This window comes from Streptomyces sp. R28, assembly GCF_041052385.1.
Classification (GTDB): domain Bacteria; phylum Actinomycetota; class Actinomycetes; order Streptomycetales; family Streptomycetaceae; genus Streptomyces.
This window is the reverse complement of the sequence record NZ_CP163439.1, coordinates 3,855,536-3,876,137: the sequence shown is the minus strand read 5'-3', so window position 1 is coordinate 3,876,137 and position 20,602 is coordinate 3,855,536. Positions and strand designations below refer to the sequence as shown.

Genomic DNA, 20,602 nt, shown 5'->3' with positions numbered 1-20,602 from the left:
GCCGGCGGCTCAGTCCGCGCAGACCGAGGGCAGCGCCCGCACGAGCCCCTCCAGGTGCGGCGCGTCCAGCTCATGGCCGTACGCGGACCGGACGGCGGCGAGACCCAGCCGTGGCTCGCACGACGGCGACGTCCGCAGCCGCTGGGTGTCCTTCAGGGCGTCCAGCAGCTCGGTGGTGATGCGGTCGAGCACCGGCCGCACCTCCTTGACCAGGTCCGGACGCTCGGTGGGCCGCTCCTCGGGATGCGCGTCCCAGCGCGCGTACAGCCCGCGCTGCACCAGCTTGTTCGCCTCGATCTGGTCCCGGAAGACGGCCTGCACGGCCGCCGGGTCCAGCCCGAGCCCGGCCGCCCGCGCGGCGACGTCGTCCAGGATCTGCCGCTCGCGCACCGGGTCGTCGATCGGCTTGTCGGTGCCGTACTTGGCGGCGGCCACCTTGTCGGCGACCAGCAGCCGCTCGGCGAACAGGTCGGTCAGCGGGGTGAGTCCGGGGGCGACGGCGGCCGCGCGCACCGGCGGCGAGGGGTGTGCGGCCGCCGGTGCGGCGCCGGCGAGGGAGACGGCCGCGAGGGCGCAGACGGCGACCAGGGCGGACCGGAGACGTCGGGAGTGCATGGGGGAGTGCACAGGGTTCCTTCCGTGGGGGGCGGTCATACAGCAACCTACCGACGCACCCGCCTTGACCACGCGTGAACCATTGACCTTCCATTACGCATGAGTAAGTTGACTCCCCGGTAAGTCCACTGGCACCGGGAGCCGACATGGGCGTACGCAAGGACCTGAAGCGGGCGAAGCAGCGTGCCGACCTGATGGACCGCACCAGGGTCGAGGTCGTCAAGGACGCCGCGGGCGTGGTCCGCGAGGCCCGCACCCCACTCCTCGCACCGCAGGTCACCACCGGCACCACCGCCGACCTTCCCTACGCCAACGCGTCCGAGGCCCCCCACGCCGTCGTCCTCCGCCGCCGACAGGGCACCGCCTGGCACCCCGTCACCGCCGCCGCGTTCGCGCGCGAAGTCACCGCCGTGGCCAAGGGGTTGATCGCGGCCGGCCTCGAACCGGGCGGCCGTGTCGCCGTGATGTCCCGCACCCGGTACGAGTGGACGGTCCTCGACTTCGCCATCTGGGCCGCCGGCGGCCAGACCGTCCCGATCTACGCCACCTCCTCCGCCGACCAGGTGGAGTGGATCGTCCGCGACTCGGGGGCCCGCCACGTCGTCACGGAGACGGCTGAGCACACCGCCACGGTGATGACGGGTACGGCCGGGCACGACCGTGCCCCGCGCGTCTGGGAGTTGGAGGCGGAAGCGATCGCCGACCTCACCGTCCTCGGCCGTGACGTCCCCGACGAGGAGGTCGGCAAGCGCCGTACGACACTGACCCCCGACACCATCGCGACCGTCTGCTACACCTCCGGCACCACCGGCCGGCCGAAGGGCTGCGTCCTCACCCACGCCAACCTGCACGCCGAGGCCGCCAACACGGTCGAGCTGCTGCACCCCATCTTCAAAGAGGTCACGAACCAGGACGCCTCCACCCTCCTCTTCCTCCCCCTCGCCCACATCCTCGGCCGCGCCCTCCAGATCGCCTGCCTGATGGCCCGCATCGAGATCGGCCACTGTCCGAGCATCAAGCCCGACGAACTCCGCCCGGCCCTCAAGGAGTTCCGCCCCACGTTCCTGGTCGGGGTCCCGTACCTCTTCGAGAAGATCCACGACACCGGCCGCGCGACGGCCGAGAAGATGGGCCGCGGCTCCTCCTTCGACCGCGCCGACCGCATCGCCGTCCGCTTCGGCGAGGCGTACCTGCACAAGTTCCTCGGCACGGGCAAGGGCCCCGGCGCCGGCCTCTACGCCGCGTGGGCCCTGTACGACCTGCTGGTCTACCGCCGCGTCCGCAAGGAGCTGGGCGGTCGCATGCGCTACGCCATCAGCGGCGGCTCACCCCTCGACCGCAACCTCAACCTGTTCTTCTACGCCGCCGGAATCCTCGTGTACGAGGGCTACGGCCTGACGGAGACGACGGCCGCCGCCACCATCGTCCCGCCCCTGAAACCCCGTCCGGGCACGGTCGGCCGGCCCGTCCCCGGCACCGCGGTGCGCATCGCCGACGACGGCGAGGTGCTCATCAAGGGCGGCATCGTCTTCGGCTCGTACTGGAACAACCCGGCCGCCACCGACGCCGTCCTGAAGGACGACTGGTTCGCCACCGGCGACCTCGGCTCCCTCGACGAGGACGGCTACCTCACCATCACCGGCCGCAAGAAGGACATCCTCGTCACCTCCGGCGGCAAGAACGTCTCCCCGGCCGTCCTGGAGGACCGCCTGCGCAGCCGCCCGCCCGTCGGCCAGTGTGTCGTCGTCGGCGACAACCGCCCCTTCGTCGCCGCCCTGATCACCCTCGACCCGGACGCGGTGGCCCACTGGCTCGCCGTACGCAAACGGCCCGCCGACACCCCGATGGCGGACCTGATCCAGGACCCCCGGATACGCGCCGACGTCCAGAAGGCCGTCGACTACGCCAACGAGGCCGTCTCCCGTGCCGAGTCGATCCGCGCGTTCGCCTTGGTCGAGGGCGAGTTCACCGAGGAGAACGGCATGCTGACCCCGTCCCTGAAGGTCAAGCGGCACGCGGTGACGGCGGCTTACGCGCGGGAGATCGAGGCGCTGTACGGGGACGGCAGCTGAGGCCCCCTCGGCGGCACGCTCGTGGTCGTCGGTCACTCTTGTGGGCGATCCCTGCCGAGCCGTCGCACTCAATCGGTGCAATAAGCGTATATATGGCCATGTGTCACTGAGAGGGAGGAGCCGCCCGAGGGAGGATGCATGGCCCCTGAACACCGCCGGTCCGCCGTCAGGCGGCTCGCGTTCGTCACCGCCGCAGCGGTCGTGTCGGCGGCGGCTCTCACTCCGGGCCCGGCCTTCCCGGCCCGGGCCGCATCCCACCTCGACCCGCCGCCCCCCGCGCCCGTGACGCAGTCGGCGCCGCCGGCCGAACCCCCTGAGGGAAGGATCGCGCGCCAGCCGGCGTTCGGTGCCTACCTCGACTACGGGCCCGCGGGACCGGAGCGTATGAAGGAGCTCGGCCGCTGGCTGGGCGGCCACGAACCGCGCGTGGGGCACACGTATCTGCCGGGGGACCTGTGGCGCAACATCGAGGGCGGGCACGACTTCCTCGACAGCTGGGCCAAGTGGCGGCAGGACAGGGCCGACCGGATGCTCGTGCTCAACGTCCCGATGATGGAACGCAACGAGGAGAACGTCCCCGACGCGGACGTCAGACAGTTGCTGCGCCGCGCCGCGGACGGCGAGTTCGACGACCACTTCGAGGTGCTGGCCGAGCGGCTGGTCGAGCTGGGCGCGGAGGACACGGTCATCGTGCTCGGCTGGGAGATGAACGGCGTCACCTACACCCACCGCTGCGCCCCCGACCCGGAGCGCTGGAAGCGGTACTTCAGGCGCATCGTCACCGTCATGCGCTCGGTTCCCGGAGAGGACTTCAGGTTCGACTTCGCCCCGAGCCGCGGCCGGGACGCGATTCCCTGGACGCAGTGCTATCCCGGCGACGACTACGTCGACATCGTCGGCATGGACGCGTACGACCAGCCGCGCGGACTCACCTTCGACCAGCAGGTGTCCGAGCCCTACGGCCTCCAGCACCACGTGGAGTTCGCGCGGGCCCACGACAAGCCGATCTCGTATCCCGAATGGGGCCTGTTCCGCAACGGCGACAACATCACGTGGATGCTGCGCATGCTCGCGTGGATGGACGAGCACAAGCCGCTGTACAACACCATCACCGACTACTGCCCGCACGGCGTGTGGCTGTGCTCCGACAACCCCCGCGCCTCCGCCCTGTACCGCCTGCTGCTGTCCAGCCCCTTCGTCCCGCAGCCGCACCCGCAGCCGGAACCGGGGCCGTCCGTCCCCGTCCCGACCGCGCCCACGACTCCCGCCGAGCCGGACCCGACAGCGGACCCGACAGCGGACCCGGACGGGCCGGCGACGCCCACGCCCATGCCCTCCAAGCTGCCGTACTGCGCGCCGCTGGACCTCGCGAAGTGGTTCGAGCAGCAGGTCGGCGGCAAGCTCACCGTCTGTGTGCAGTGGTCGGAGCGCTAACGGTGCTCCGGCGGACCGGCGTTCGGGCGCAGGACCTTCTTGGCCCGGCGTCGCGCGGCCGCCTCCCCGGCCGCGGCCGCCAGCAGCGGGACGGTACGGCGCCGGGCCAGCAGGAAACGCTGGTTGGGGACCGTCTCGGGGTGCCAGCGGTACTTGTACGGTTCGTCGCCGCGCAGCAGGCTCAGCACCCGGGGCCCGCCGCGGGCCGCGAGGTGCTCGGTGGACGCGTGCAGCAGCATCGCCGTCACGTCCACCTTCCGCTCCTCCCGCAACCGCGGGTGAAAGCCGTACAGGTACGTGCCCGCCAGCCCTCCTGACAGCACGTTCAGATTGACCGCCACCACCTCCCCGTCGAGCACGAACTGCGTCACCGCCGCCTCGCCGGACCGGGCCATGGGGACCACCGAGCGGACCAGATGCTCCAGGAACCGCGGCCGCGCGTGCTCCGGCGACATCCCCCTGCCCTGCCACTGCAGCCGGTGCAGTTCGAGGAGCCGGCGCAGCGCGGCCCCGGCCTCGTCGGGGCGCACGTCGTGCCACTCGACGCCGAGCCGGGTCAGCCGGTTCACCTTGTTGCGGACCCGCTGGGCGTGCCTCGACGACAGCCGCTCGACCAACTCGCCCATGGGGACGGCCGGCAACTCCAGGCACACCGAGTCGCGGACCCGGTGACGCGGACCGCGCCAGCAGAGGTAGACCCCCTCCATCGCGCCGCCCGGCCGCACCTCACGGAAGTCGATCAGGGCTGTGCGGGCCAGGTCGGCCAGGGCGTCCGCCAGGGCACCGGCGCCCTGCGGGCCCGCCGCCGGGTCGAGGAGCACATCGCAGAAGTCGGTGATGGCACCGCCGAGCGGCACCAGCGCCGGCAGCGGATGACGCACCCTCATCAGCGGTGCCCCCGCCACCAGCTCACCGCCCCCGCGTACCAGGACGAGCCGCAGCCTGCCGGGGCTGCCGTACGACAGCCACCACGAGTGCAGCCAGGCGTGGCTCTGGAACGGTGTCGCCGACGGGCACGCCCGGTACAGCCGTTCCCACTCCCCGGCCAGCCCCGCGAAGGCGCGCTCCTCGGTGCACACCTCCACCGACAGCGCACGGCCCAAGGCGCTCACCCAAGCGTCCCGCGGGCGTCGGCGGCGTTGGCCGGGCCGGGTACCGACGCCACGCTCCGGTCGTCGTCCTCGGTGGCCCGCCGCGGCCGGGCCAGCAGCGCGAGACCGCCCAGCAGACCCCCGGCGCTCGCGCCGACGAGCGCGGTCAGCGCCGGTGACGCGGACGACGGCTCGGTGGGTTTCACGGCACGGGCGAGGCGCTCCAGCTTGATGCCGGTGTCGCTCTTGGTGTGGTCCGCCTGAATCACCACCGCACGGGACACGGCGTCGGCCATGTCGACGGCCTGGCCGGGGTTGGACGAGGTCGCCGAGACCGCGATCATCGGCGCGTCCGGCGACGTCGCCACCTGCACGCTCTCGCGCAGCGTCGTGACCGGCACGCCCGCCCACATCTGGGCGTCCCCGAGCACCGCGAGCTGGGGGGCCATCCGGCCGTACGCCTGCGCGAAGCCGAGCGCATCGGTGCAGTCGGCGTCGGTCTCGCCGGTCGACACGGCGACGACGGAACTCGTCGCCGTGTACTGCGGAGGTCTCAGCTGGCCGTACGCGCCGCCGGCCACGGCACCGAGCAGCGCGCCGGCGGGCAGCAGCCACCACGAGGGCAGCCGCTTCACACGTGTGCCCGCACGGTCGGACAGTGGGCCACGCCGATCGGGGTTGTCGGTCATCAGGAGCTCACTTCCAGGGTCGAGCCGGACAGAGCGGCCGTGTACAGATCCATCAGCTGCTGGGCGGTGCAGGCGATGTCGTAGCGGCGTACGACGTCCGGGGCGGTCCGCTCGCCCGGTCCTGCCGCCCGCAGCCGCAGCAGCTCCCGCGCGTACGCCCCGGCGCCGCCCAGGACACGCCGGGCCCCGGGTGCCGCGTCCGGCGGCAGATCCTCGACGGCGGGGCAGCTCGTGTACAGCACGGGGAGCCCGGCCGCCAGCGCCTCCACCACCGCCAGGCCGAACGACTCCTCCGGCGACGGCGAGGCGAGCACGTCCATCGCGGACAGCAGGGCGGCCAGGTCGGGCGCGTCGTCGCCGGGTTCGGGCAGAGACGGCCGCTCGCCCGTCAGCACCACCCGGTTCGCGACGCCCAGATCCCGGGCGGTGCGCCCGAGCACCTCCGCCTCGGGCCCGCCGCCGACCAGCAGCAGCCATACGTTGCCGGGCAGCAGGGCCAGTGCCTGCAGGAGCAGGACGAAGCGCTTGCCCGGGGTGAGGCGCCCCACGCCCCCGACGACGTACGCGTTGTCGGGCAGCCCGTGGAATGCCCGTGCCTCCTTGCGGCGCCCCTCGTCGTAGCGGAACCGGGGCGCCTCGATGCCGTTCGGGATGACCCGGATGCGCGGTCCGGGCACGCCCCAGTGCCGCAGCCGTTCGGCCACCGTCGGCGAGACGGCGACCGTGGTGTGGCCGAGGCGCTCACCGGCCAGGTACAGCGCACGGACGCCCCGGGTCATCGGGCGGCCCTCCAGCCGGGTGTCGCCGATCGAGTGCTCGGTGGCCACGACGGTCCGTACTCCCGCGAGCCGCGCCGCGATCCGGCCGTAGAGGCAGGCCCGGTACAGGTGGGTGTGGACGAGGTCGTAGCCGCCGTCGCGCATCAGCCGGGACAGGCGGGGCAGGGCGCGCAGGTCGCGGTTGCCCTCCATCCCGAGGTGGGTGACCTGGACACCGTCGGCGGTCAGGCCCGCGGCGACCGGGCCGGGGTTGGTCAGCGCCACCACGTCGCACTGGGCGGGGAGATGACGCAGCAGCAGCCGCAGCTGCAGTTCCGCCCCGCCCACGCCGAGGCCGGTGATGACGTGCAGGGCTTTCATACGGCCTCCAGGGCACGACCGTAGGAACGGGCCAGGCGCCGCTTCAGCTCCAGCCGCACCGAGGTGTCCGCCTGCCCGACGTGGATGCGGGGCAGCGCGAAGTCGCCGGAGCCGACCGGGCCGGGGTCGATCGCGCAGGCGTAGCGGTAACCGGCCCGGCGTACGGCGTCGGCGGCACGCTCGTCGAGACGGCCGTACGGGTAGCAGAAGCCCTCGATGTCGCCGCCGACGATCCCGGCGAGCCGGTGCCGGCTGTCGTTGACCTCGGTGTGCAGCACCTGGTCCGTGGTCCGGGTCAGATCGAGGTGGGTCAGTCCGTGCGAGGCGACCTCCATGCCCGCGGCCACGGCACGGCGGATGCCGTCCACGTCGAGCAGCGGTTTGCGCGGGCCGGTCGGCTCCCACGCGTTCTCGCCACCGAGCCGCCCGGGCAGCACGAACACGGTCGCCGTGAAACCCCGGCGGCGCAGCACGGGCAGCGCTCTGGTGACGAAGTCGGTGTACCCGTCGTCGAAGGTGAGCCCCACCAGTCCGCCCTCGGCGCCACGGGCGCGCGCCGCGAGAAGCTCACGCATGCTCACCCCGCGCAGGCCGCGGCCGGCCATCCAGGCGAGCTGCCGATCGAGGCGCGCGGGCGTGACGGTGACGTTGTACGGGTCGTCCCGGCAGTCCGAGACGGAGTGGTACATGGCCACCCAGGCGAGGGGACGCCGCTTCGGGTGTCTTCCCGCGATCGGTGGGGGATCGGGCTCGTCGCGCGTGGCGCGGCGGAGATGTCAGCGACCATGGCGAGGCTTTCGTGTGACGGAGCGACGGAATGTATGCGCGACGGAACGTGCGACGGACAGGAGAAGGGACCGGGCGTCCGCCGCGTCGAGGACCCAGGTCAACAGCAGGAAGACGGCGGTCACACAGGTACAGCAGGCGGCTACGGCCGCCACGGGCGAGGCGAACAGCCCCGCGCAGACCAGCCCGGCCGCGGTGGCGCACACGGCCGCGTACACGGGTCCGGCCAGTCCGGCGACGACCCGGCGGACGCGCACGGGCACGGTGCGCGGACCCAGGCCGTGCAGCAGGAGCAGCGCGGTGAGGGTGATGCCGGCCGCGTTGGCCCCGGCGATGCCGCACGCCCCCCAGGGGCCCACGGCCCAGGCGCTGACGACGACGGTGGCGAGTGTGCCCGCACCCATCGCGCCCAGCGGGTACCAGGTGGTACGGCCGGCCGAGAAGTACGACTGCACGAGCGCCCCCACCAGCGTGTGCCCGAGCAGTCCGACCGCGTACACCCGCATGACGGCGGCGGTCGCGGCGGTGTCCTCGGCCGTGAACGCGCCGCGCTGGAACAGGAGCTGGACGAGCTGCGGCGCGCAGGACACGACCACGGCGGCGCCGAGCAGGACCAGGCACGCCGTCAGCACCAGGTCCCGCTCGACCCGGTCCCTGGCCCGCCGCGTGTCGCCCTCGGCGATGGCCCGCGCCACCACCGGGAAGGTGACGACGCACACCATCAGCGACAGCGACATCGGCAACTGGGCGATCTTCTGGGCGTAGTTGAGGTGCGAGATGGCACCGGAGGGCAGCCCGGACGCGAAGTAGCGCTCGATGAGGACCTGCGACTGCCGGCACAGGGCGAAGAGCAGCACCGAGCAGACGAGGCCGACCGCGAGGGTCTGCGCCGGAAGTGGCGTCGTCCGCCCGAAGGGCGGGCCGGGCGGCGGCGACGGGGGTCCCCCCGCGTGAGCTCGGCTTCGAGCGTGGGGGAGCGTGCTCTCGGCGTGCCGGGCGGAAGCCCTCGTACTGGACGTGCTCGGGCTGTCGCTCGGTGCGGTGAGAGGGCCCTCGGAGGCGGACGCCGACCGGCCGGGCCGCCCGGCGATCCGCCGCCACAGGGACGGTGCCTGTACGGCGGCCATGAGGCACCCGCCGAGCGCGACGCCGAGCGCGGCGGACCGCACGCCCCAGCGTGCGGCGAGAACGAACATCGTGGCGATGATCGCCGCGTTGTACGCGATGTAGATCGAGCCCGGCGCGAAATAGCTGCGGTGGGCCCGCAGCGCCGCACTGCAGTACCCGGCGAGCCCGAAACTCAGCACGCAGGTCGCGGTCAGCCGGGTGCAGGACACGGCGAGGGAGGGGTCGGGCAGCCCCGGCGCGAGCACGGAGACCAGCAGCGGCGCCCCGGCCACGAGCAGGGCGGCCGCGCCGGCGAGCGCGAGACACAGCCGCGGCAGTGTGGCGGCGACCAGGGCGCGCACGGGGTCGGGGATGCCGGTCCCGCTCGCCCGCCGCGCCAGCGCCACGCTGAACGCGGGCACGAGCACGAACGCCATGCCGTCCTCGATCAACAGCGTCGACGCCATCTCGGGCAACGTCCAGGCCACCAGGAACGCGTCGGTCTCCACACCGGCACCGAAGAGATGCGCCAGCGCCTGGTCCCGCCCCAGCCCGAGCAGCGCCCCGGCCATGGACAGCGCGGCGGAGAGCAACGTGGCCCTGGCGAGGAAGCGGCCCGAGGGGGCGGCGCCGGCGCCGCCGCCGCCGGGATCGGGTGCTGGCGGGTGTGCGGGGCCGGTTGTGGGGTCGGGGTGCGCTTCGACCGCGTGGTCGGGGGCGAGGAGCGGGTCGGTCACGGCGGTCGGGGGTTCGGGGCGGATGCCCTCGACGAGAGGCGGGCGGGCCGTGCCGGGGCCGTGCTCGGAAGCGTCCCCGGGCGTCGCCGGGCGGAGACTCATCGCGGGCCTGCTTCCACAGGCGCGGCCGCTGTCGCCCCGTCGCGGGCCAGCGCCCACCAGGCGGCGAGGCCGAAGCAGATCGCCGTCAGGACGGTGGAGGGGCCGCCGATATCGGCGTACAGGAAGTTGACGAGCTGCCACACCAGCAGCCCACAGGCGGGGAGCGCGCACTCCCGGGCGCGCCCGCTCCGCCGCAGCCGCAGCAGTGCGCACACCAGCAGGGCCAGCCAGCTGCCCGCCACCGTGAGCAGACCCAGCAGGCCCTGCTCGCTGAGCAGCAGCAGGTACATGTTGTGCGGGGACAGCAGGGGCTGGCGCCGAAAGGCCTGGCCCGCTCCCTGGGTGTCGCTGCCCGACGACAGCGCCAGCGAGGCATGGCCGTCCCGGTGTGCGGGAAACGCCTTCAGCCCCACGCCCGTGACCGGGTGCCCGTGCCACATGCCGGCCGCCGCCGCCCACATGGTGTACCGGTCGACGACCGACTGGTCCGGCGTCTCGGCGACCTGGGTGATGCTGGTCAGCCGCTCCTGCAACGCCGCGGCGCCCACGCCGAGCCCGCCCACCAGCACCACCGAGGCCGCGACCGCCGCCGCGAACACCTTCACGGCCCGCCGCATCCCGGCCAGCAACAGCTGCACCCCGCAGGCGACCGCCGTGGCGATCCAGGCACCCCGGCTGAAGGACAGCGCGAGCGGCACGAGCAGCACCAGCGCACATCCGACCGCCACGCCCCTCCCCCACCCTTCGGGCGGGGGTACCCCCAGCCGCCGCGCCCGCGTCCCGAGGGCGAGCCCGGTCGCGGCCACCACGCCGTACGCGACGACGCTCGCCATCCCCATCACGTCGGACGGCCCGAAGGTGCCCACCGCCCGGATGTCGGCGCCTTGGTACAGGGCCCCGGTTCCGGTGAGGTACTGACGCACTCCGACCGCTCCCTGCCACAGCGCGAGGCCGACCAGGGACCACAGCACCAGCCGAGCGCCCCGTCGGTCACGCACCAGCAGCACCACCGCGACCGGGACGAGCACGAACACCTGCAGGTAGCGGGCCAGTCCCGTGATCGCGTCGCCGGCCGACACCGCCCCCGCCGCGGCGACCGCGATGCCCACCACCGGCAGCCCCAGCACGACAGCCGCCGTCCGCGTCAGCGGGCGCCGCGCCCGCCGTACGGTGTCCACGACGGCCCACAGCACGACCAGCCCCGAGGCCGCGTCGGCGGGAGTGGCGGTGCTGTCCGGTGCGACCGGCAGCCCCATCAGGACGACGACCGCCACGACCGGCAGCACGGACAGCACGGAGCCGGTCCGGCACCGCGGCGACGGCGGCGGCGCCGGCAGCGGCGGTGCGAGCGGGGGAGAGGCCGCCGAGGAAGTGCTCACCGGCGCTCAGCTCCCCGTCGGCCGTACGAACTGTGCCGCCGTGCGCAGCAGGATGCAGACGTCCTGCCACAGCGACCAGTTGTCGATGTAGGCGTTGTCGTAGCGGCACCGGTCCTCGATCGAGGTGTCACCGCGCAGCCCGTGGATCTGGGCGAGCCCGGTGATCCCGGTCCGCATCCGGTGGCGGGCCGGATAGCCCGGATGGGCCTGGCTGAACTTGGCGACGAAGTAAGGCCGTTCGGGCCTGGGGCCGACCAGGCTCATGTCACCGCGGAAGACGTTCCACAGCTGCAACAGCTCGTCCAGCGAGGTGCGGCGCAGGAAGTGGCAGAAGCGGCTCATGTCCTGCTCGTTCGCCACGCTCCAGCGCGTCGCCGCCTCGTGCGCGCTGGCGGGCCGGTGGGTGCGCAGCTTCAGCATCGTGAACGGCCGCCCGTCCTTGCCGATCCGCTCCTGCCGGAACACCACGCCCGGCCCGTCCACGACCCGCAGCACGACCGCGCACACCAGCAGCACCGGGCCGGCCAGCACCAGCAGCGAGCCCGAGAGCACCACGTCGAGCACCCGCTTGCCCACGCTGTCGCGCCGCCGCCCGCCCCTCGGCCACAGCAACCTGCGCGAGAACCCGGCCAGATGCCCCGCCCCCGTGCCCTCGCGGCACCCGCCGAGTCCGTACCAGGGGGAGTCGGCGTCCAGCTCCCACAGCACGCATCCGTACGCGGCCAGCCCCCGCAGCACAGCGGCCTGCTCCACCCGGGTCGCGGCACCTACGACGAGCACCGTCTCCACACCGTTCTGGACGACCGCCCGGCGCGCGTCCTGCGCCGTGGTGAGCACCGGCAGACCGGGCTCGTCGCCGATGTCACCGAGGAGTTCCCGTTCGTCGGCCACGACACCTACCGGCCGTACCCCGCAGTCCGGTTGGCGCAGCAACGCGGCCGCGACCCGCCGGGCGGCCGAGGCCGGCCCGACAACCAGGGCGGGACAGGGCCGGCGCCGCAGTGCCCGGCGCCGCCCGCCGTGCACCGCCGCACGGCCCGCGCAGGCCGCCACGCAGTGCACGGCGATGGCGACGACCAGCACGGTCATCGACAGCGACCGCAGCGGGGAAAGCGCCACGACAGCCGCCCAGCCGACGGCGATCCGGCCACAGACGGCCGGGAGTTCGTCGAACACGCCGGGGACGACAGAGGTGTCGTACAACGAGGCCCGCCGGTTCAGACCGATCACACCGAGGGCCAGCAGCACGAAGACCAGCGGGTACCTGTGCGGCGCGGGTACGACCAGGGCTCCCAGCAGGGCGGCGCCGCCGTCGGCGAGCCCCAGGAACGCCCCGGAGACCCGCCGCGGACGGCGCAGGGCACCCCGGCCGGCGAGCGCCCGGCGCCCGGCGGCGAGGTCGCGCGGGCCGAGAAAGGAGCCGGCGCCCTCGGGCGCCGGCTGCTGCCCCGCGGGCGAGGCAACGGTGCTGTCCGCGGTCATGAGGCGATGCACTTCCTGCCCTCGTTGGGTACGACCGGTGTGGTGGCGACGCCGAGCAACTCGCGGTACACGTCGGTCACCGCATCCGTGGCGTGCCGCAGGTCGTGGGCGAGCAGCACATGTGCCCGGCCCTGTGCGCCCAGCGCCGTGCGCAGCGGTTCGTCCCGCAGCAGCTCCGTGAGCGCCCGGGCCAGCGCGCCGGGGTCCTCCGGCGGCACCAGGCAGGACGGCGGACGGCCGGGCGGAAGGCTCTCGCGCGCTCCGTCCACGTCCGTGACGACGACCGGCCGACCGCACGCCATGGCCTCCAGCGGGGCGAGCGCCATGCCCTCCCAGCGGGACGGCAGGACCACGACGTCGGCGGCCCGGTACCAGGGGGCGGGGTCGCAGGTCGCGCCGGCGAACTCCACCGACGCGGGCGCACCCGAGCGCAGCCGGTCCGCGTCCGGGCCGTCGCCGACCAGCACCAGCCGCGCGCCAGGCACTCGCCGCACCACTTCGGGCCACGCCGCCAGGAGCACGTCCTGCCCCTTCTGACGGCACAGCCGGCCCACGCAGACGACGAGCGGCCCCGTCCCGGACCGTGCTCTGTCACCCTCCGGCCGGAACCTGTGGGTGTCCACACCGTTGGGGACCACCCGCCATGCGGCGGCGATCCCACACCGCTCCCCGGTACGCCGCTCGGCCTCGCTCACGCACAGAACGCGCGTCGCCCACCGCGCCCCGAACCGCTCCCAGCCGCGCGCCAGGTGCGCCACGACGCCGTCCGCGGCCTCGAACGACCAGGCGTGCGGCTGAAAGACGGTAGGAAGGCGGCCGTGCACCGCGAGCCGGGCCGCGAGCCCTGCCTTCGCGCTGTGCGCGTGCACCAGGTCCGGCCGCACCTCGCGCACCAGTCGCGCCAACCGCCCTACCTCGCCCGGGAGTCGACGCCCCGGAGAGCGGGTCGCGTCCCAGCGGAGCACGGTGCAGGCCGGACCGCGCAGGGCGTCCGTCGGCGTGCCGCTCTGCGGCCAGGCCAACGTCACGCGCAGCCCGGCGGCGAGCTGCGCCGCCACCAGGTCGGTCACGACCCGCGCGACTCCGCCCTCGACGGGCTGTGCGACATGCAGAATGTGCGGCACGGAACTGCGCATGACCGAGGCTGCCCTTCCGAAGAAAAGAGTCCGAACCAGCAACACGATGTGTGGCTCGCGTTCGGCTTCCTGGAGTCATGGGACGAGCAGCACCAGCCACTTATCCATATTTATCTCCCAGCCGGTCAACGGTGGTGGAATGATCGCGTTTTCTGAGTGGTTTCTCGCGCGGGACCACCCGTTTGGTGCCATGGGCCGTTCGGGGTGACCGGCTGGTGATCACATGATCTGAAACTCCCGTGCCCGGGGCCCAGCGGGTCTTTTCGTATGAGTTCCTGGAACTTGTCGGCAGCAGAGTTTCCACCGGGATCCCCTGTCGTTAGCCCAGGAGAACCGAGACCGAGTCGCTCGCGACGCCCGAGGTGTGAAATCCCTTCCGGTGAGCGCGAGTTACGGAAGTCGAGTCCCCACGAAAGGAACATGATGAAGAACCTGAAGGCTGCTGCTGTCGTCGTCGGCTCCCTCGCTGTCGCCGGAGTCGCCGGCCCCGCCGCCGCGGTGGACATGCCGGCGTCGGGCCTCGTCGACAACGGGAAGACGGTCGCCCGCAGCCTCCCCGACGCCGCCAAGCTGCCGACGGGCTACGTGGGCAGCAACGTGAAGCGCACGGCGGACGGCGTGAAGAAGGGCGTGAAGAAGTCCTCGGTGGTGAAGACCCCCGTCTTCGGCGGCACGCTGCCGAACCCCGTCGACGGCCAGCTGCTCGGCGGACTCCCGATCAGGTAGGCGATCAGGTAGGCGATTCGTTCCTCGACTTCGTCGCCCATCGGCTCGACGTTCCGGGCCGGCTCCGTATCCCTCGGAGCCGGCCCTTCGTCATGTTCGGGCGAGTGCGCTCGGCATGGAGGGGAGTGCAATTGCCCTTGCTCTTTGCCGCATTGGGCCAAACGAAGGAACCAGGGTGACCACGGACGGCCCAGCTCCGTTGATCCCATCGAATGGGCGCTCATTCCTCCTTGTTGGCGCTCCCTCATTTGGGCCCTGTCTGCGCACCGATGCAGACAGGGCCCACGAGTTTTTGACGGCAGTCTCCGTGCACAAAAGCCGATGGCGGCCTGCCGGAAACCCGGCAGGCCGCCATCGGCTGAAGCACTGCTCAGAACAGCAGGCCGCCCACGTACGGGGCGTTCTGCGCCTGGTCGACCTTGGCCGTGTTGCACGAGGCGTAGTGCGAGTTCGGAGCAGCGACGCCGCCGAGAACGGCTCCGTTGGACCACGGGGCGAGGCAGCGAGCGTCGAGGAGGGCGCCGTTGACGATGGCGATCCCCTGCTGGGGTTCGTTCACGACGACCGGGGACGTCGAGAAGCCGCTACCGCCCTTGACCGTGGTGGTGTCACCGTCGGCCGCGGCGGTGCCGCCAGTCGCAAGGACGATGCCCGCGGCGATGGCCGAGATGGCCGTAACCTTCTTACGCATAAGTTGAGCCTTTCCGGGCTGCGTTCGGGATTTACCTGCTCCGAATGCTCGGAGCAGGAGTCAGAACAGCAGGCCGCCCTTGTACAGGGCGTTCTGCGACTGGTCGATCTTGGCCGTGTTGCAGGAGGCGTAGTGCGAGTTCGGGGCGACGACGCCGCCGAGAACGGCTCCGTTGGACCACGGCACGGCACAGCGGAGGTCGACGGCCGTGCCGTTCACGATGACGGCGCCCTGCTGGGGCTCGTTCACGACGACCGGGGACGTGGAGAAGCCGCTACCGCCCTTGACGGTGGTGGTGTCGGCGTCGGCCGCGGCGGTGCCGCCGGTCGCGAGGGCGATGCCCGCCGCGAGAACGGAGATGGCCGTAACCTTCTTACGCATGAGTTGCGCCTTTCGGGCTGCGTTGGGGTGATTCAGGTGCTGCGAATAGTTCTGAGCACTGCTCAGAACAGCAGGCCGCCCGCGTAAGGGGCGTTCTGCGCCTGGTTGACCTCGGCCGTGTTGCAGGCGGCGTAGTGCGAGTTCGGTGGGACGACGCCGCCGAGAACGGCTCCGTTGGACCACGGGGCGAGGCAGCGACCGTCGACGACGGTGCCGTTGACGACGAGAATTCCCTGCTGGGGGGCGTTCACGACGACCGGGGACGTGGAGAAGCCGCTACCGCCCTTGACGGTGGTGGTCTTGCCGTTGCCGTCGTATTCACCAGCAGAGGCAAGGCCGGCAGTTCCGACGACGGTGCTGAGGGCGAGGGCCGTGATGACCGCGAACTTCTTGGACAACTCGGTTCCTTCCTGAATTCACGGTTGCGCACGCTTACGAAAAGGAAACCCGTATATGCACGCCTAAGTCACGGCGGGAACATTCAAACGTGGCCAGATTCCTTCGTATGGCGCAATGCGGTGTGCCCGCAGTGACCACCCGCATTGCACGCATTCCCGCGGAGCGTCCCGAGCAGGCGGGAACCGAGGGGGGGAATCCGCGTGGTGTTCCGGGAAAATGCGGGTGCGTTGCGCCGAATGGAGCCGGCCGGAACGGCGGCCGACATGCGTCCGGCCCACCGGCAGGGGGAGGGCCGGTGGGCCGGACAGATGGTTCGCGGGTGCCGCGGGCTTCGGGCCCGCCGTGTGCGGAGGGGGAGCTGCGGGTCCGAAGCCGGCGTCTGGGCCTGGGCCTGCTGTCGGTCTCCGGCTCCCGGGAACCGGATCAGAGTCTCAGAATTCCGGGCCCAGCTCTGTCCCGCGAAAAGACGGAACCAAGGTCTTCACTTGTTGGGAAGCAAGGTGCCGAGCCCCGTGGCGGTCGGCGCGTGCAGCGGGTGCACCTGGACCTCGCCGCTTCCGGCCGGGTTCTTCACTGGAATCGTGGGCCTCTTGGCGGCATTCGGGTCCATTCCGTCCAAGTAAACGCCGGACATTCCGCCCGACTTGTTCTTGTCGAACGCGCTGCCCTTCGCAACACCGCCTTCGCGGGCCAGCCGCGTCACGGCATCGGCCGCAGGCAGGACCGCCGGGCTCACCTTGGTCGGGGACATGAGCCCCCCGAGCGGGCTGGTGGAGATTCCCGATCCCCCGGCGGCCGACGCCGCAGCGGCCGAGCCACCCACAAGACCCGCACCGATGGCCAACGCAGCAGTGGTGAAAACTGCCTTCTTCATGATTCACCTCGCTTGAAAGTACCTCTGATCCGACGGTTGGAGAACATAGCAGTCCAAGGCCGCCGCAAAAGCGACGCGTTGCTCCATACGCATGAAAGTCGCAGGGGTGAAGAATGGAATGCACAGAGACATTCGGAGAGATTGACAGCTGGTCGGCGAATCGATTGATCGTATGGTGCGCCCAGCTCGGTCGACTGCCTGCGCGATACGGAAGAGGAATTACCCTCGCCGCCATGACCACCGACAGCGTCACGTCCACACCGACCGCGACCGCCGACAGGTCGCTCATCTGGTCGGAGGAGTTCAGCACGCCGATCGCCTGGGGCGCCAAATGGGTCGGCGACAGAACGAGCGCCTACCGCTACTGCGATCACAACCCGGACGACAACAAGCTCGACCTGCTCACCCCCGGCTGCGTGACCGTCTCGGGCGGCATGGCCACCTTCACCGCCACACCGTCCGACCACACCCTGGAGAACGGCCGGCAGGCCTGGCACACCGGCCTGCTCACCACCGAGTACTCCGACGAGGGCTTCCGGGTGAGGACCGGCGACTACGTCGAGACCCGCGTCAAACTGCCCTCCCGGACCGGGGCCTGGCCGGCGCTGTGGACCTGGAAGGACGGCGAGAACGAGGTCGACACCTTCGAGTACCACCCGGACAACCCGCACCTGCTGGAGCTGTCCAACCAGGTCAACTGCGGTTCGACGTACTACACCGACGCGGACGCGATCGCCCCGGACAGGTGGGTGACCCTCGGCACCTGCTACGGCGCGCGTTCCGTCGAGTGGTACGTCAACGGCTCGTGCGTCCACTCCGACGGCTCCGGCGTCGGTGCCGACTGGTCGGCGTATCTGATCCTGAACCTGTCGGTGTGCGCCGGCGAGTACCATCCCGCGCCCTGCGGCCCGGCCCCGATCACCTTCGGCGTCGACCACCTCCGCGTCCACCGCGAGGCAGCGCGGTGGTGACCCCGAACCCGGCCCCGGGCGCGCGGCGGTCCGCGGGCGGCGGCCGGGCGTTCGCCCTGCTGCTGGTGCTCACCGGGGCAGCCGGACTGCTGGCCTCCTGGGTCATCACCCTCGACAAGTTCAAGCTGCTTCAGGACCCGGACTTCACCCCGGGCTGCAGCCTGAACCCGGTGGTGTCCTGCGGCAGCGTGATGAAGAGCGACCAGGCCGAGGCCTTCGGGTTCCCCAACCCGATGCTGGGTCTGGTGGCCTACGGCATCGTGATCTGCGTCGGCATGAGCCTGCTGGCCGGGGCCGCCTTCCCGCGCTGGTACTGGCTGACCTTCGAGGCCGGATGCCTCTTCGGGATCGGGTTCGTCTCCTGGCTGCAGTTCGAGTCCCTGTACCGGATCAACGCGCTGTGCCTGTGGTGCTGCCTGGCCTGGCTCGCGACGATCCTGCTGTTCTGGTACGTCACCTCCTTCCTCGTACGCAACGCCTTCCTGCCCGCGCCGGGTCCGGTGAAGGCCTTCTTCGCGGAGTTCACCTGGGTACTTCCGCTGCTGCACATCGGGATCGTCGGGATGCTGATCCTGACCCGTTGGTGGGACTTCTGGACGAGTTGAGGCCGACCGGGTGACACCGCCGTATGGGCGTTCCGGCGGTGACCGTGGGACGTCCTGGACGGTTACTCGTACGAACAGCCGAACCGTACGAGGAGTGAGCGATGGCCGTCAGTGCAGACGGAGTGTCGGTGGGTGCGGTACAGGGGGCGGGCACCCCGGTGAGCGGCGAGCCGGAGCGGCGGACACGGCGGGAGGCGGCGCGGATGCTGCTCGCCTCCGCCGCCGTGGCGCTCACGCCGGTGCTCGCCGCGTCCCGGCCCTCGCAGTCCGCGGATGGGCAGCAGGAGAGCGACACCCCCTTCGACGAGACCTACCGCGGCCGCCGTATCCAGGGCACCCCGCTTCCCTTCGAGAACCTCAGCGCCCTCGGCGCCGAATGGCGCGTCACCGTGGACGGCCGCCCGCTGCACCTGATGCGCCGCGCCGACGGCACCTGGCTGAGCATGCTCGACCACTACAGCTGGTACCGGACCCCGCTGGAGGCGACCCGCGCGGCCGTCGACGAACTCGGGCCCCGCAGGCGGCTGCTCGACCTGGCCCCCGGCCCGTTCCACGGCGGGCACCTGCACATGGAGGCGGAGCATGGTGTACGTGCGTAAGAACGTCAGCAAGCTGACGCGCACCGAGAGGCGGCGGTTCGTCGAGGCGCTGCTCGAAATCAAACGCAGTGGTGAGTACGACGAGTTCGTACGGCTGCACATCGAGCACTTCGTCGGCGACGGCGACCGAGGCCTGCGCGCCGCCCATATGACGCCCTCCTTCCTGCCCTGGCACCGTCAGTTCGTGCTGGACCTGGAGGGTGCCCTGCAGCGTGTCGACTCCTCCGTGACGGTGCCGTACTGGGACTGGACCCGGGACCGTTCGATCACCTCGGTGCCGTGGACCGACGATCTGCTCGGCGGCACCGGGCGGCCCGTGGACCGGCAGGTGATGACCGGGCCGTTCGCCTACCGGACGGGCAACTGGACCATTACGGAGAGCATCACCAACGTCGAGTTCCTCACCCGGAACCTGGGCCGCCCCCGCGATCCGATCGACCTGCCCACCCGGGACGACCTGAACTGGGCGCTGAAGGACCCTGTCTATGACGTCGCCCCATGGGACTCGACGGTCACCAAGGGCTTCCGCAACAAGATGGAGGGGTGGGGCAACGGCAGGGTCGTATGGCGCAACCACAACCGGGTGCATCGCTGGGTCGGGGGCGTCATGCTCGGCGGCGCGTCCGTCAACGACCCCGTCTTCTGGCTGGTCCACGCCTTCGTGGACATGCAGTGGCAACGCTGGCAGCGGCGCCACCGCAAACACCGCTACCTGCCGGCGAAGCCGCCCGGTCGCAGCAGCGCGCAGTACGGCCGGATCGTCGCCCGGCACGAGCGGCTGCCGCCGTGGGACGTGACTCCGGACGAGGTGGAGGACATGTCCACGATCTACCGCTACGTCTGAGGCCTGCCGGCCCCGTACCGCCTCGCCCCGTCCAGCCCCGCCTCACCCCGCCCCACCCCGCCGAAAATCGCTTAGCTCCGCGGCCCACGTCCACTAGCCTCCGGACATGGCTACCGATCCGACGGAACAACTGGTCCGGCTGTTCGCCGAGGAGAGCCGGGTCCGGGCCTTCGCCGCCGTGGCGCTGGGCGCGGGGAGCAGCGAGCAGGTCGCCCGGGCGGCGGGGCTGTCCCCGAAGGAGACGGCCGTGGCCCTGCTCCGGCTGCGGGAGCAGGGCGTGGTGACGGCGGGGGGCGACGGCGAACTGAGCGTCGCGTACGGCCTGTTCAAGGAGTACGCGCGGGAGGCGGCCCAGCGGGAGAACGACTCCGTGGCCGCCGGGAGCCCCGCCGCCGGGGACGAGCCGACCGACCTGGTCCTGCGGACCTTCGTCCGGGACGGGCGGCTGGTCCGGCTGCCCGGGCGGTGGACCCGCAAGAAGCTGGTGCTGGGCTACATCGCCGAGCAGACCTTCGAGCCGGGCGTCGAGTACCCGGAGCGGACCGTCAACGAGAAGCTGCGCGCCTGGTGCGAGGACAGTGACGACATCGACCATGTGGCGCTCCGGCGCTATCTGGTGGACCTGCACCATCTGCGCCGGAGCGAGGGCATCTACCGGCGGCCGGCCGAGGCCGCGCACACCGGGGACGCCGACATCGCCTGACTGCCGCCTGGACGCTGCCTGACCGCCGCCGGATGGCCGG

Annotated in this window: 21 protein-coding genes; 8 read left to right on the top strand and 13 right to left on the bottom strand. The window is 71.9% G+C overall.

The features are described from left to right. Window positions 1-9 precede the first annotated feature (9 nt). Window positions 10-615 carry a chorismate mutase gene (locus AB5J49_RS17120; RefSeq protein WP_369169498.1) on the bottom strand — a complete coding sequence of 202 codons (606 nt, stop codon included), beginning with the start codon at window positions 613-615 and terminating at the stop codon, window positions 10-12. A 146-nt stretch (window positions 616-761) separates the two neighbouring features. Here AB5J49_RS17120 and AB5J49_RS17115 point away from each other — a divergent pair, with 146 nt between their 5' ends. Together AB5J49_RS17115 and AB5J49_RS17110 are read left to right on the top strand one after the other, a co-directional pair. Then, window positions 762-2,687, top strand: a complete 1,926-nt coding sequence (locus AB5J49_RS17115; RefSeq protein WP_369169497.1) for a long-chain fatty acid--CoA ligase — start codon at window positions 762-764, stop codon at window positions 2,685-2,687. 138 nt (window positions 2,688-2,825) lie between these two features. Continuing rightward, window positions 2,826-4,121, top strand: a complete 1,296-nt coding sequence (locus AB5J49_RS17110; protein ID WP_369169496.1) for a glycosyl hydrolase — start codon at window positions 2,826-2,828, stop codon at window positions 4,119-4,121. On the opposite strand, the gene AB5J49_RS17105 is transcribed toward AB5J49_RS17110, so the two are convergent. The 8 genes from AB5J49_RS17105 to AB5J49_RS17070 form a co-directional block, all read right to left on the bottom strand. Next, complete coding sequence (locus tag AB5J49_RS17105) at window positions 4,118-5,233, bottom strand: GNAT family N-acetyltransferase (RefSeq protein ID WP_369169495.1); 1,116 nt, start codon at window positions 5,231-5,233, stop codon at window positions 4,118-4,120. The genes AB5J49_RS17110 and AB5J49_RS17105 overlap by 4 nt on opposite strands. Then, the gene (locus tag AB5J49_RS17100; RefSeq protein WP_369169494.1) at window positions 5,230-5,901 is read right to left on the bottom strand and encodes a lipopolysaccharide biosynthesis protein; all 672 of its coding nucleotides are present in this window, start codon (window positions 5,899-5,901) and stop codon (window positions 5,230-5,232) included. The genes AB5J49_RS17105 and AB5J49_RS17100 overlap by 4 nt, the downstream gene beginning before the upstream one ends. Next, window positions 5,901-7,040: a glycosyltransferase gene (locus tag AB5J49_RS17095; protein WP_369169493.1), complete on the bottom strand. Its 1,140-nt coding sequence runs from the start codon at window positions 7,038-7,040 to the stop codon at window positions 5,901-5,903. The genes AB5J49_RS17100 and AB5J49_RS17095 overlap by 1 nt, the downstream gene beginning before the upstream one ends. Continuing rightward, window positions 7,037-7,729 (bottom strand): polysaccharide deacetylase family protein, encoded by a 693-nt coding sequence (locus AB5J49_RS17090; protein ID WP_369175164.1) that lies wholly within the window; start codon window positions 7,727-7,729, stop codon window positions 7,037-7,039. Before AB5J49_RS17090 ends, AB5J49_RS17095 begins: the two co-directional genes overlap by 4 nt. A gap of 87 nt (window positions 7,730-7,816) precedes the next feature. Further along, on the bottom strand, window positions 7,817-9,772 hold the full coding sequence (gene murJ, locus AB5J49_RS17085) for a murein biosynthesis integral membrane protein MurJ (RefSeq protein WP_369169492.1): 1,956 nt from the start codon (window positions 9,770-9,772) through the stop codon (window positions 7,817-7,819). After that, entirely contained in the window at window positions 9,769-11,028 is a 1,260-nt protein-coding gene (locus AB5J49_RS17080) for an O-antigen ligase family protein (protein WP_369175163.1), read from the bottom strand. Before AB5J49_RS17080 ends, murJ begins: the two co-directional genes overlap by 4 nt. Before the next feature lie 129 nt (window positions 11,029-11,157). Beyond that, window positions 11,158-12,633 carry an exopolysaccharide biosynthesis polyprenyl glycosylphosphotransferase gene (locus AB5J49_RS17075; RefSeq protein WP_369169491.1) on the bottom strand — a complete coding sequence of 492 codons (1,476 nt, stop codon included), beginning with the start codon at window positions 12,631-12,633 and terminating at the stop codon, window positions 11,158-11,160. Further along, window positions 12,630-13,769, bottom strand: a complete 1,140-nt coding sequence (locus AB5J49_RS17070) for a glycosyltransferase family 4 protein (RefSeq protein WP_369169490.1) — start codon at window positions 13,767-13,769, stop codon at window positions 12,630-12,632. Before AB5J49_RS17070 ends, AB5J49_RS17075 begins: the two co-directional genes overlap by 4 nt. Window positions 13,770-14,192: 423 nt before the next feature. Here AB5J49_RS17070 and AB5J49_RS17065 point away from each other — a divergent pair, with 423 nt between their 5' ends. Next, a complete protein-coding gene (locus tag AB5J49_RS17065; RefSeq protein ID WP_369175162.1) occupies window positions 14,193-14,495 on the top strand; it encodes a hypothetical protein in 303 nt (100 codons plus the stop codon). A 370-nt stretch (window positions 14,496-14,865) separates the two neighbouring features. On the opposite strand, the gene AB5J49_RS17060 is transcribed toward AB5J49_RS17065, so the two are convergent. The 4 genes from AB5J49_RS17060 to AB5J49_RS17045 form a co-directional block, all read right to left on the bottom strand. Continuing rightward, complete coding sequence (locus AB5J49_RS17060; protein ID WP_369169489.1) at window positions 14,866-15,186, bottom strand: hypothetical protein; 321 nt, start codon at window positions 15,184-15,186, stop codon at window positions 14,866-14,868. 60 nt (window positions 15,187-15,246) lie between these two features. Next, window positions 15,247-15,567 carry a hypothetical protein gene (locus AB5J49_RS17055; RefSeq protein ID WP_369169488.1) on the bottom strand — a complete coding sequence of 107 codons (321 nt, stop codon included), beginning with the start codon at window positions 15,565-15,567 and terminating at the stop codon, window positions 15,247-15,249. A 62-nt stretch (window positions 15,568-15,629) separates the two neighbouring features. Further along, on the bottom strand, window positions 15,630-15,965 hold the full coding sequence (locus AB5J49_RS17050; RefSeq protein WP_369169487.1) for a hypothetical protein: 336 nt from the start codon (window positions 15,963-15,965) through the stop codon (window positions 15,630-15,632). Window positions 15,966-16,447: 482 nt separating this feature from the next. After that, entirely contained in the window at window positions 16,448-16,840 is a 393-nt protein-coding gene (locus AB5J49_RS17045) for a hypothetical protein (protein ID WP_369169486.1), read from the bottom strand. Between the two features lie 233 nt (window positions 16,841-17,073). On the opposite strand from AB5J49_RS17045, the gene AB5J49_RS17040 reads away from it, so the two are divergent. The 5 genes from AB5J49_RS17040 (at window position 17,074) to AB5J49_RS17020 (ending at window position 20,562) form a co-directional block, all read left to right on the top strand. Continuing rightward, window positions 17,074-17,811: a beta-glucanase gene (locus AB5J49_RS17040; RefSeq protein WP_369169485.1), complete on the top strand. Its 738-nt coding sequence runs from the start codon at window positions 17,074-17,076 to the stop codon at window positions 17,809-17,811. Then, on the top strand, window positions 17,805-18,416 hold the full coding sequence (locus AB5J49_RS17035; protein ID WP_369169484.1) for a vitamin K epoxide reductase family protein: 612 nt from the start codon (window positions 17,805-17,807) through the stop codon (window positions 18,414-18,416). The genes AB5J49_RS17040 and AB5J49_RS17035 overlap by 7 nt, the downstream gene beginning before the upstream one ends. Window positions 18,417-18,517: 101 nt before the next feature. After that, a complete protein-coding gene (locus tag AB5J49_RS17030) occupies window positions 18,518-19,015 on the top strand; it encodes a tyrosinase cofactor (protein ID WP_369169483.1) in 498 nt (165 codons plus the stop codon). Beyond that, window positions 18,999-19,859 (top strand): tyrosinase family protein, encoded by an 861-nt coding sequence (locus AB5J49_RS17025; RefSeq protein WP_369169482.1) that lies wholly within the window; start codon window positions 18,999-19,001, stop codon window positions 19,857-19,859. The genes AB5J49_RS17030 and AB5J49_RS17025 overlap by 17 nt, the downstream gene beginning before the upstream one ends. A gap of 106 nt (window positions 19,860-19,965) precedes the next feature. Continuing rightward, on the top strand, window positions 19,966-20,562 hold the full coding sequence (locus AB5J49_RS17020) for a DUF2087 domain-containing protein (RefSeq protein ID WP_369169481.1): 597 nt from the start codon (window positions 19,966-19,968) through the stop codon (window positions 20,560-20,562). Window positions 20,563-20,602: the final 40 nt, after the last annotated feature.

What these genes read in the sequence shown, in the direction of transcription:
- AB5J49_RS17120 (WP_369169498.1), bottom strand. Translation starts at nt 615, where the DNA reads ATGCACTCCCGACGTCTCCGGTCCGCCCTGGTCGCCGTCTGCGCCCTC.
- AB5J49_RS17115 (WP_369169497.1), top strand. Translation starts at nt 762, where the DNA reads ATGGGCGTACGCAAGGACCTGAAGCGGGCGAAGCAGCGTGCCGACCTG.
- AB5J49_RS17110 (WP_369169496.1), top strand. Translation starts at nt 2,826, where the DNA reads ATGGCCCCTGAACACCGCCGGTCCGCCGTCAGGCGGCTCGCGTTCGTC.
- AB5J49_RS17100 (WP_369169494.1), bottom strand. Translation starts at nt 5,901, where the DNA reads ATGACCGACAACCCCGATCGGCGTGGCCCACTGTCCGACCGTGCGGGC.
- AB5J49_RS17095 (WP_369169493.1), bottom strand. Translation starts at nt 7,040, where the DNA reads ATGAAAGCCCTGCACGTCATCACCGGCCTCGGCGTGGGCGGGGCGGAA.
- AB5J49_RS17090 (WP_369175164.1), bottom strand. Translation starts at nt 7,729, where the DNA reads ATGTACCACTCCGTCTCGGACTGCCGGGACGACCCGTACAACGTCACC.
- murJ (WP_369169492.1), bottom strand. Translation starts at nt 9,772, where the DNA reads ATGAGTCTCCGCCCGGCGACGCCCGGGGACGCTTCCGAGCACGGCCCC.
- AB5J49_RS17080 (WP_369175163.1), bottom strand. Translation starts at nt 11,028, where the DNA reads ATGGGGCTGCCGGTCGCACCGGACAGCACCGCCACTCCCGCCGACGCG.
- AB5J49_RS17075 (WP_369169491.1), bottom strand. Translation starts at nt 12,633, where the DNA reads ATGACCGCGGACAGCACCGTTGCCTCGCCCGCGGGGCAGCAGCCGGCG.
- AB5J49_RS17070 (WP_369169490.1), bottom strand. Translation starts at nt 13,769, where the DNA reads ATGCGCAGTTCCGTGCCGCACATTCTGCATGTCGCACAGCCCGTCGAG.
- AB5J49_RS17065 (WP_369175162.1), top strand. Translation starts at nt 14,193, where the DNA reads ATGAAGAACCTGAAGGCTGCTGCTGTCGTCGTCGGCTCCCTCGCTGTC.
- AB5J49_RS17060 (WP_369169489.1), bottom strand. Translation starts at nt 15,186, where the DNA reads ATGCGTAAGAAGGTTACGGCCATCTCGGCCATCGCCGCGGGCATCGTC.
- AB5J49_RS17055 (WP_369169488.1), bottom strand. Translation starts at nt 15,567, where the DNA reads ATGCGTAAGAAGGTTACGGCCATCTCCGTTCTCGCGGCGGGCATCGCC.
- AB5J49_RS17045 (WP_369169486.1), bottom strand. Translation starts at nt 16,840, where the DNA reads ATGAAGAAGGCAGTTTTCACCACTGCTGCGTTGGCCATCGGTGCGGGT.
- AB5J49_RS17040 (WP_369169485.1), top strand. Translation starts at nt 17,074, where the DNA reads ATGACCACCGACAGCGTCACGTCCACACCGACCGCGACCGCCGACAGG.
- AB5J49_RS17030 (WP_369169483.1), top strand. Translation starts at nt 18,518, where the DNA reads ATGGCCGTCAGTGCAGACGGAGTGTCGGTGGGTGCGGTACAGGGGGCG.
- AB5J49_RS17025 (WP_369169482.1), top strand. Translation starts at nt 18,999, where the DNA reads ATGGTGTACGTGCGTAAGAACGTCAGCAAGCTGACGCGCACCGAGAGG.
- AB5J49_RS17020 (WP_369169481.1), top strand. Translation starts at nt 19,966, where the DNA reads ATGGCTACCGATCCGACGGAACAACTGGTCCGGCTGTTCGCCGAGGAG.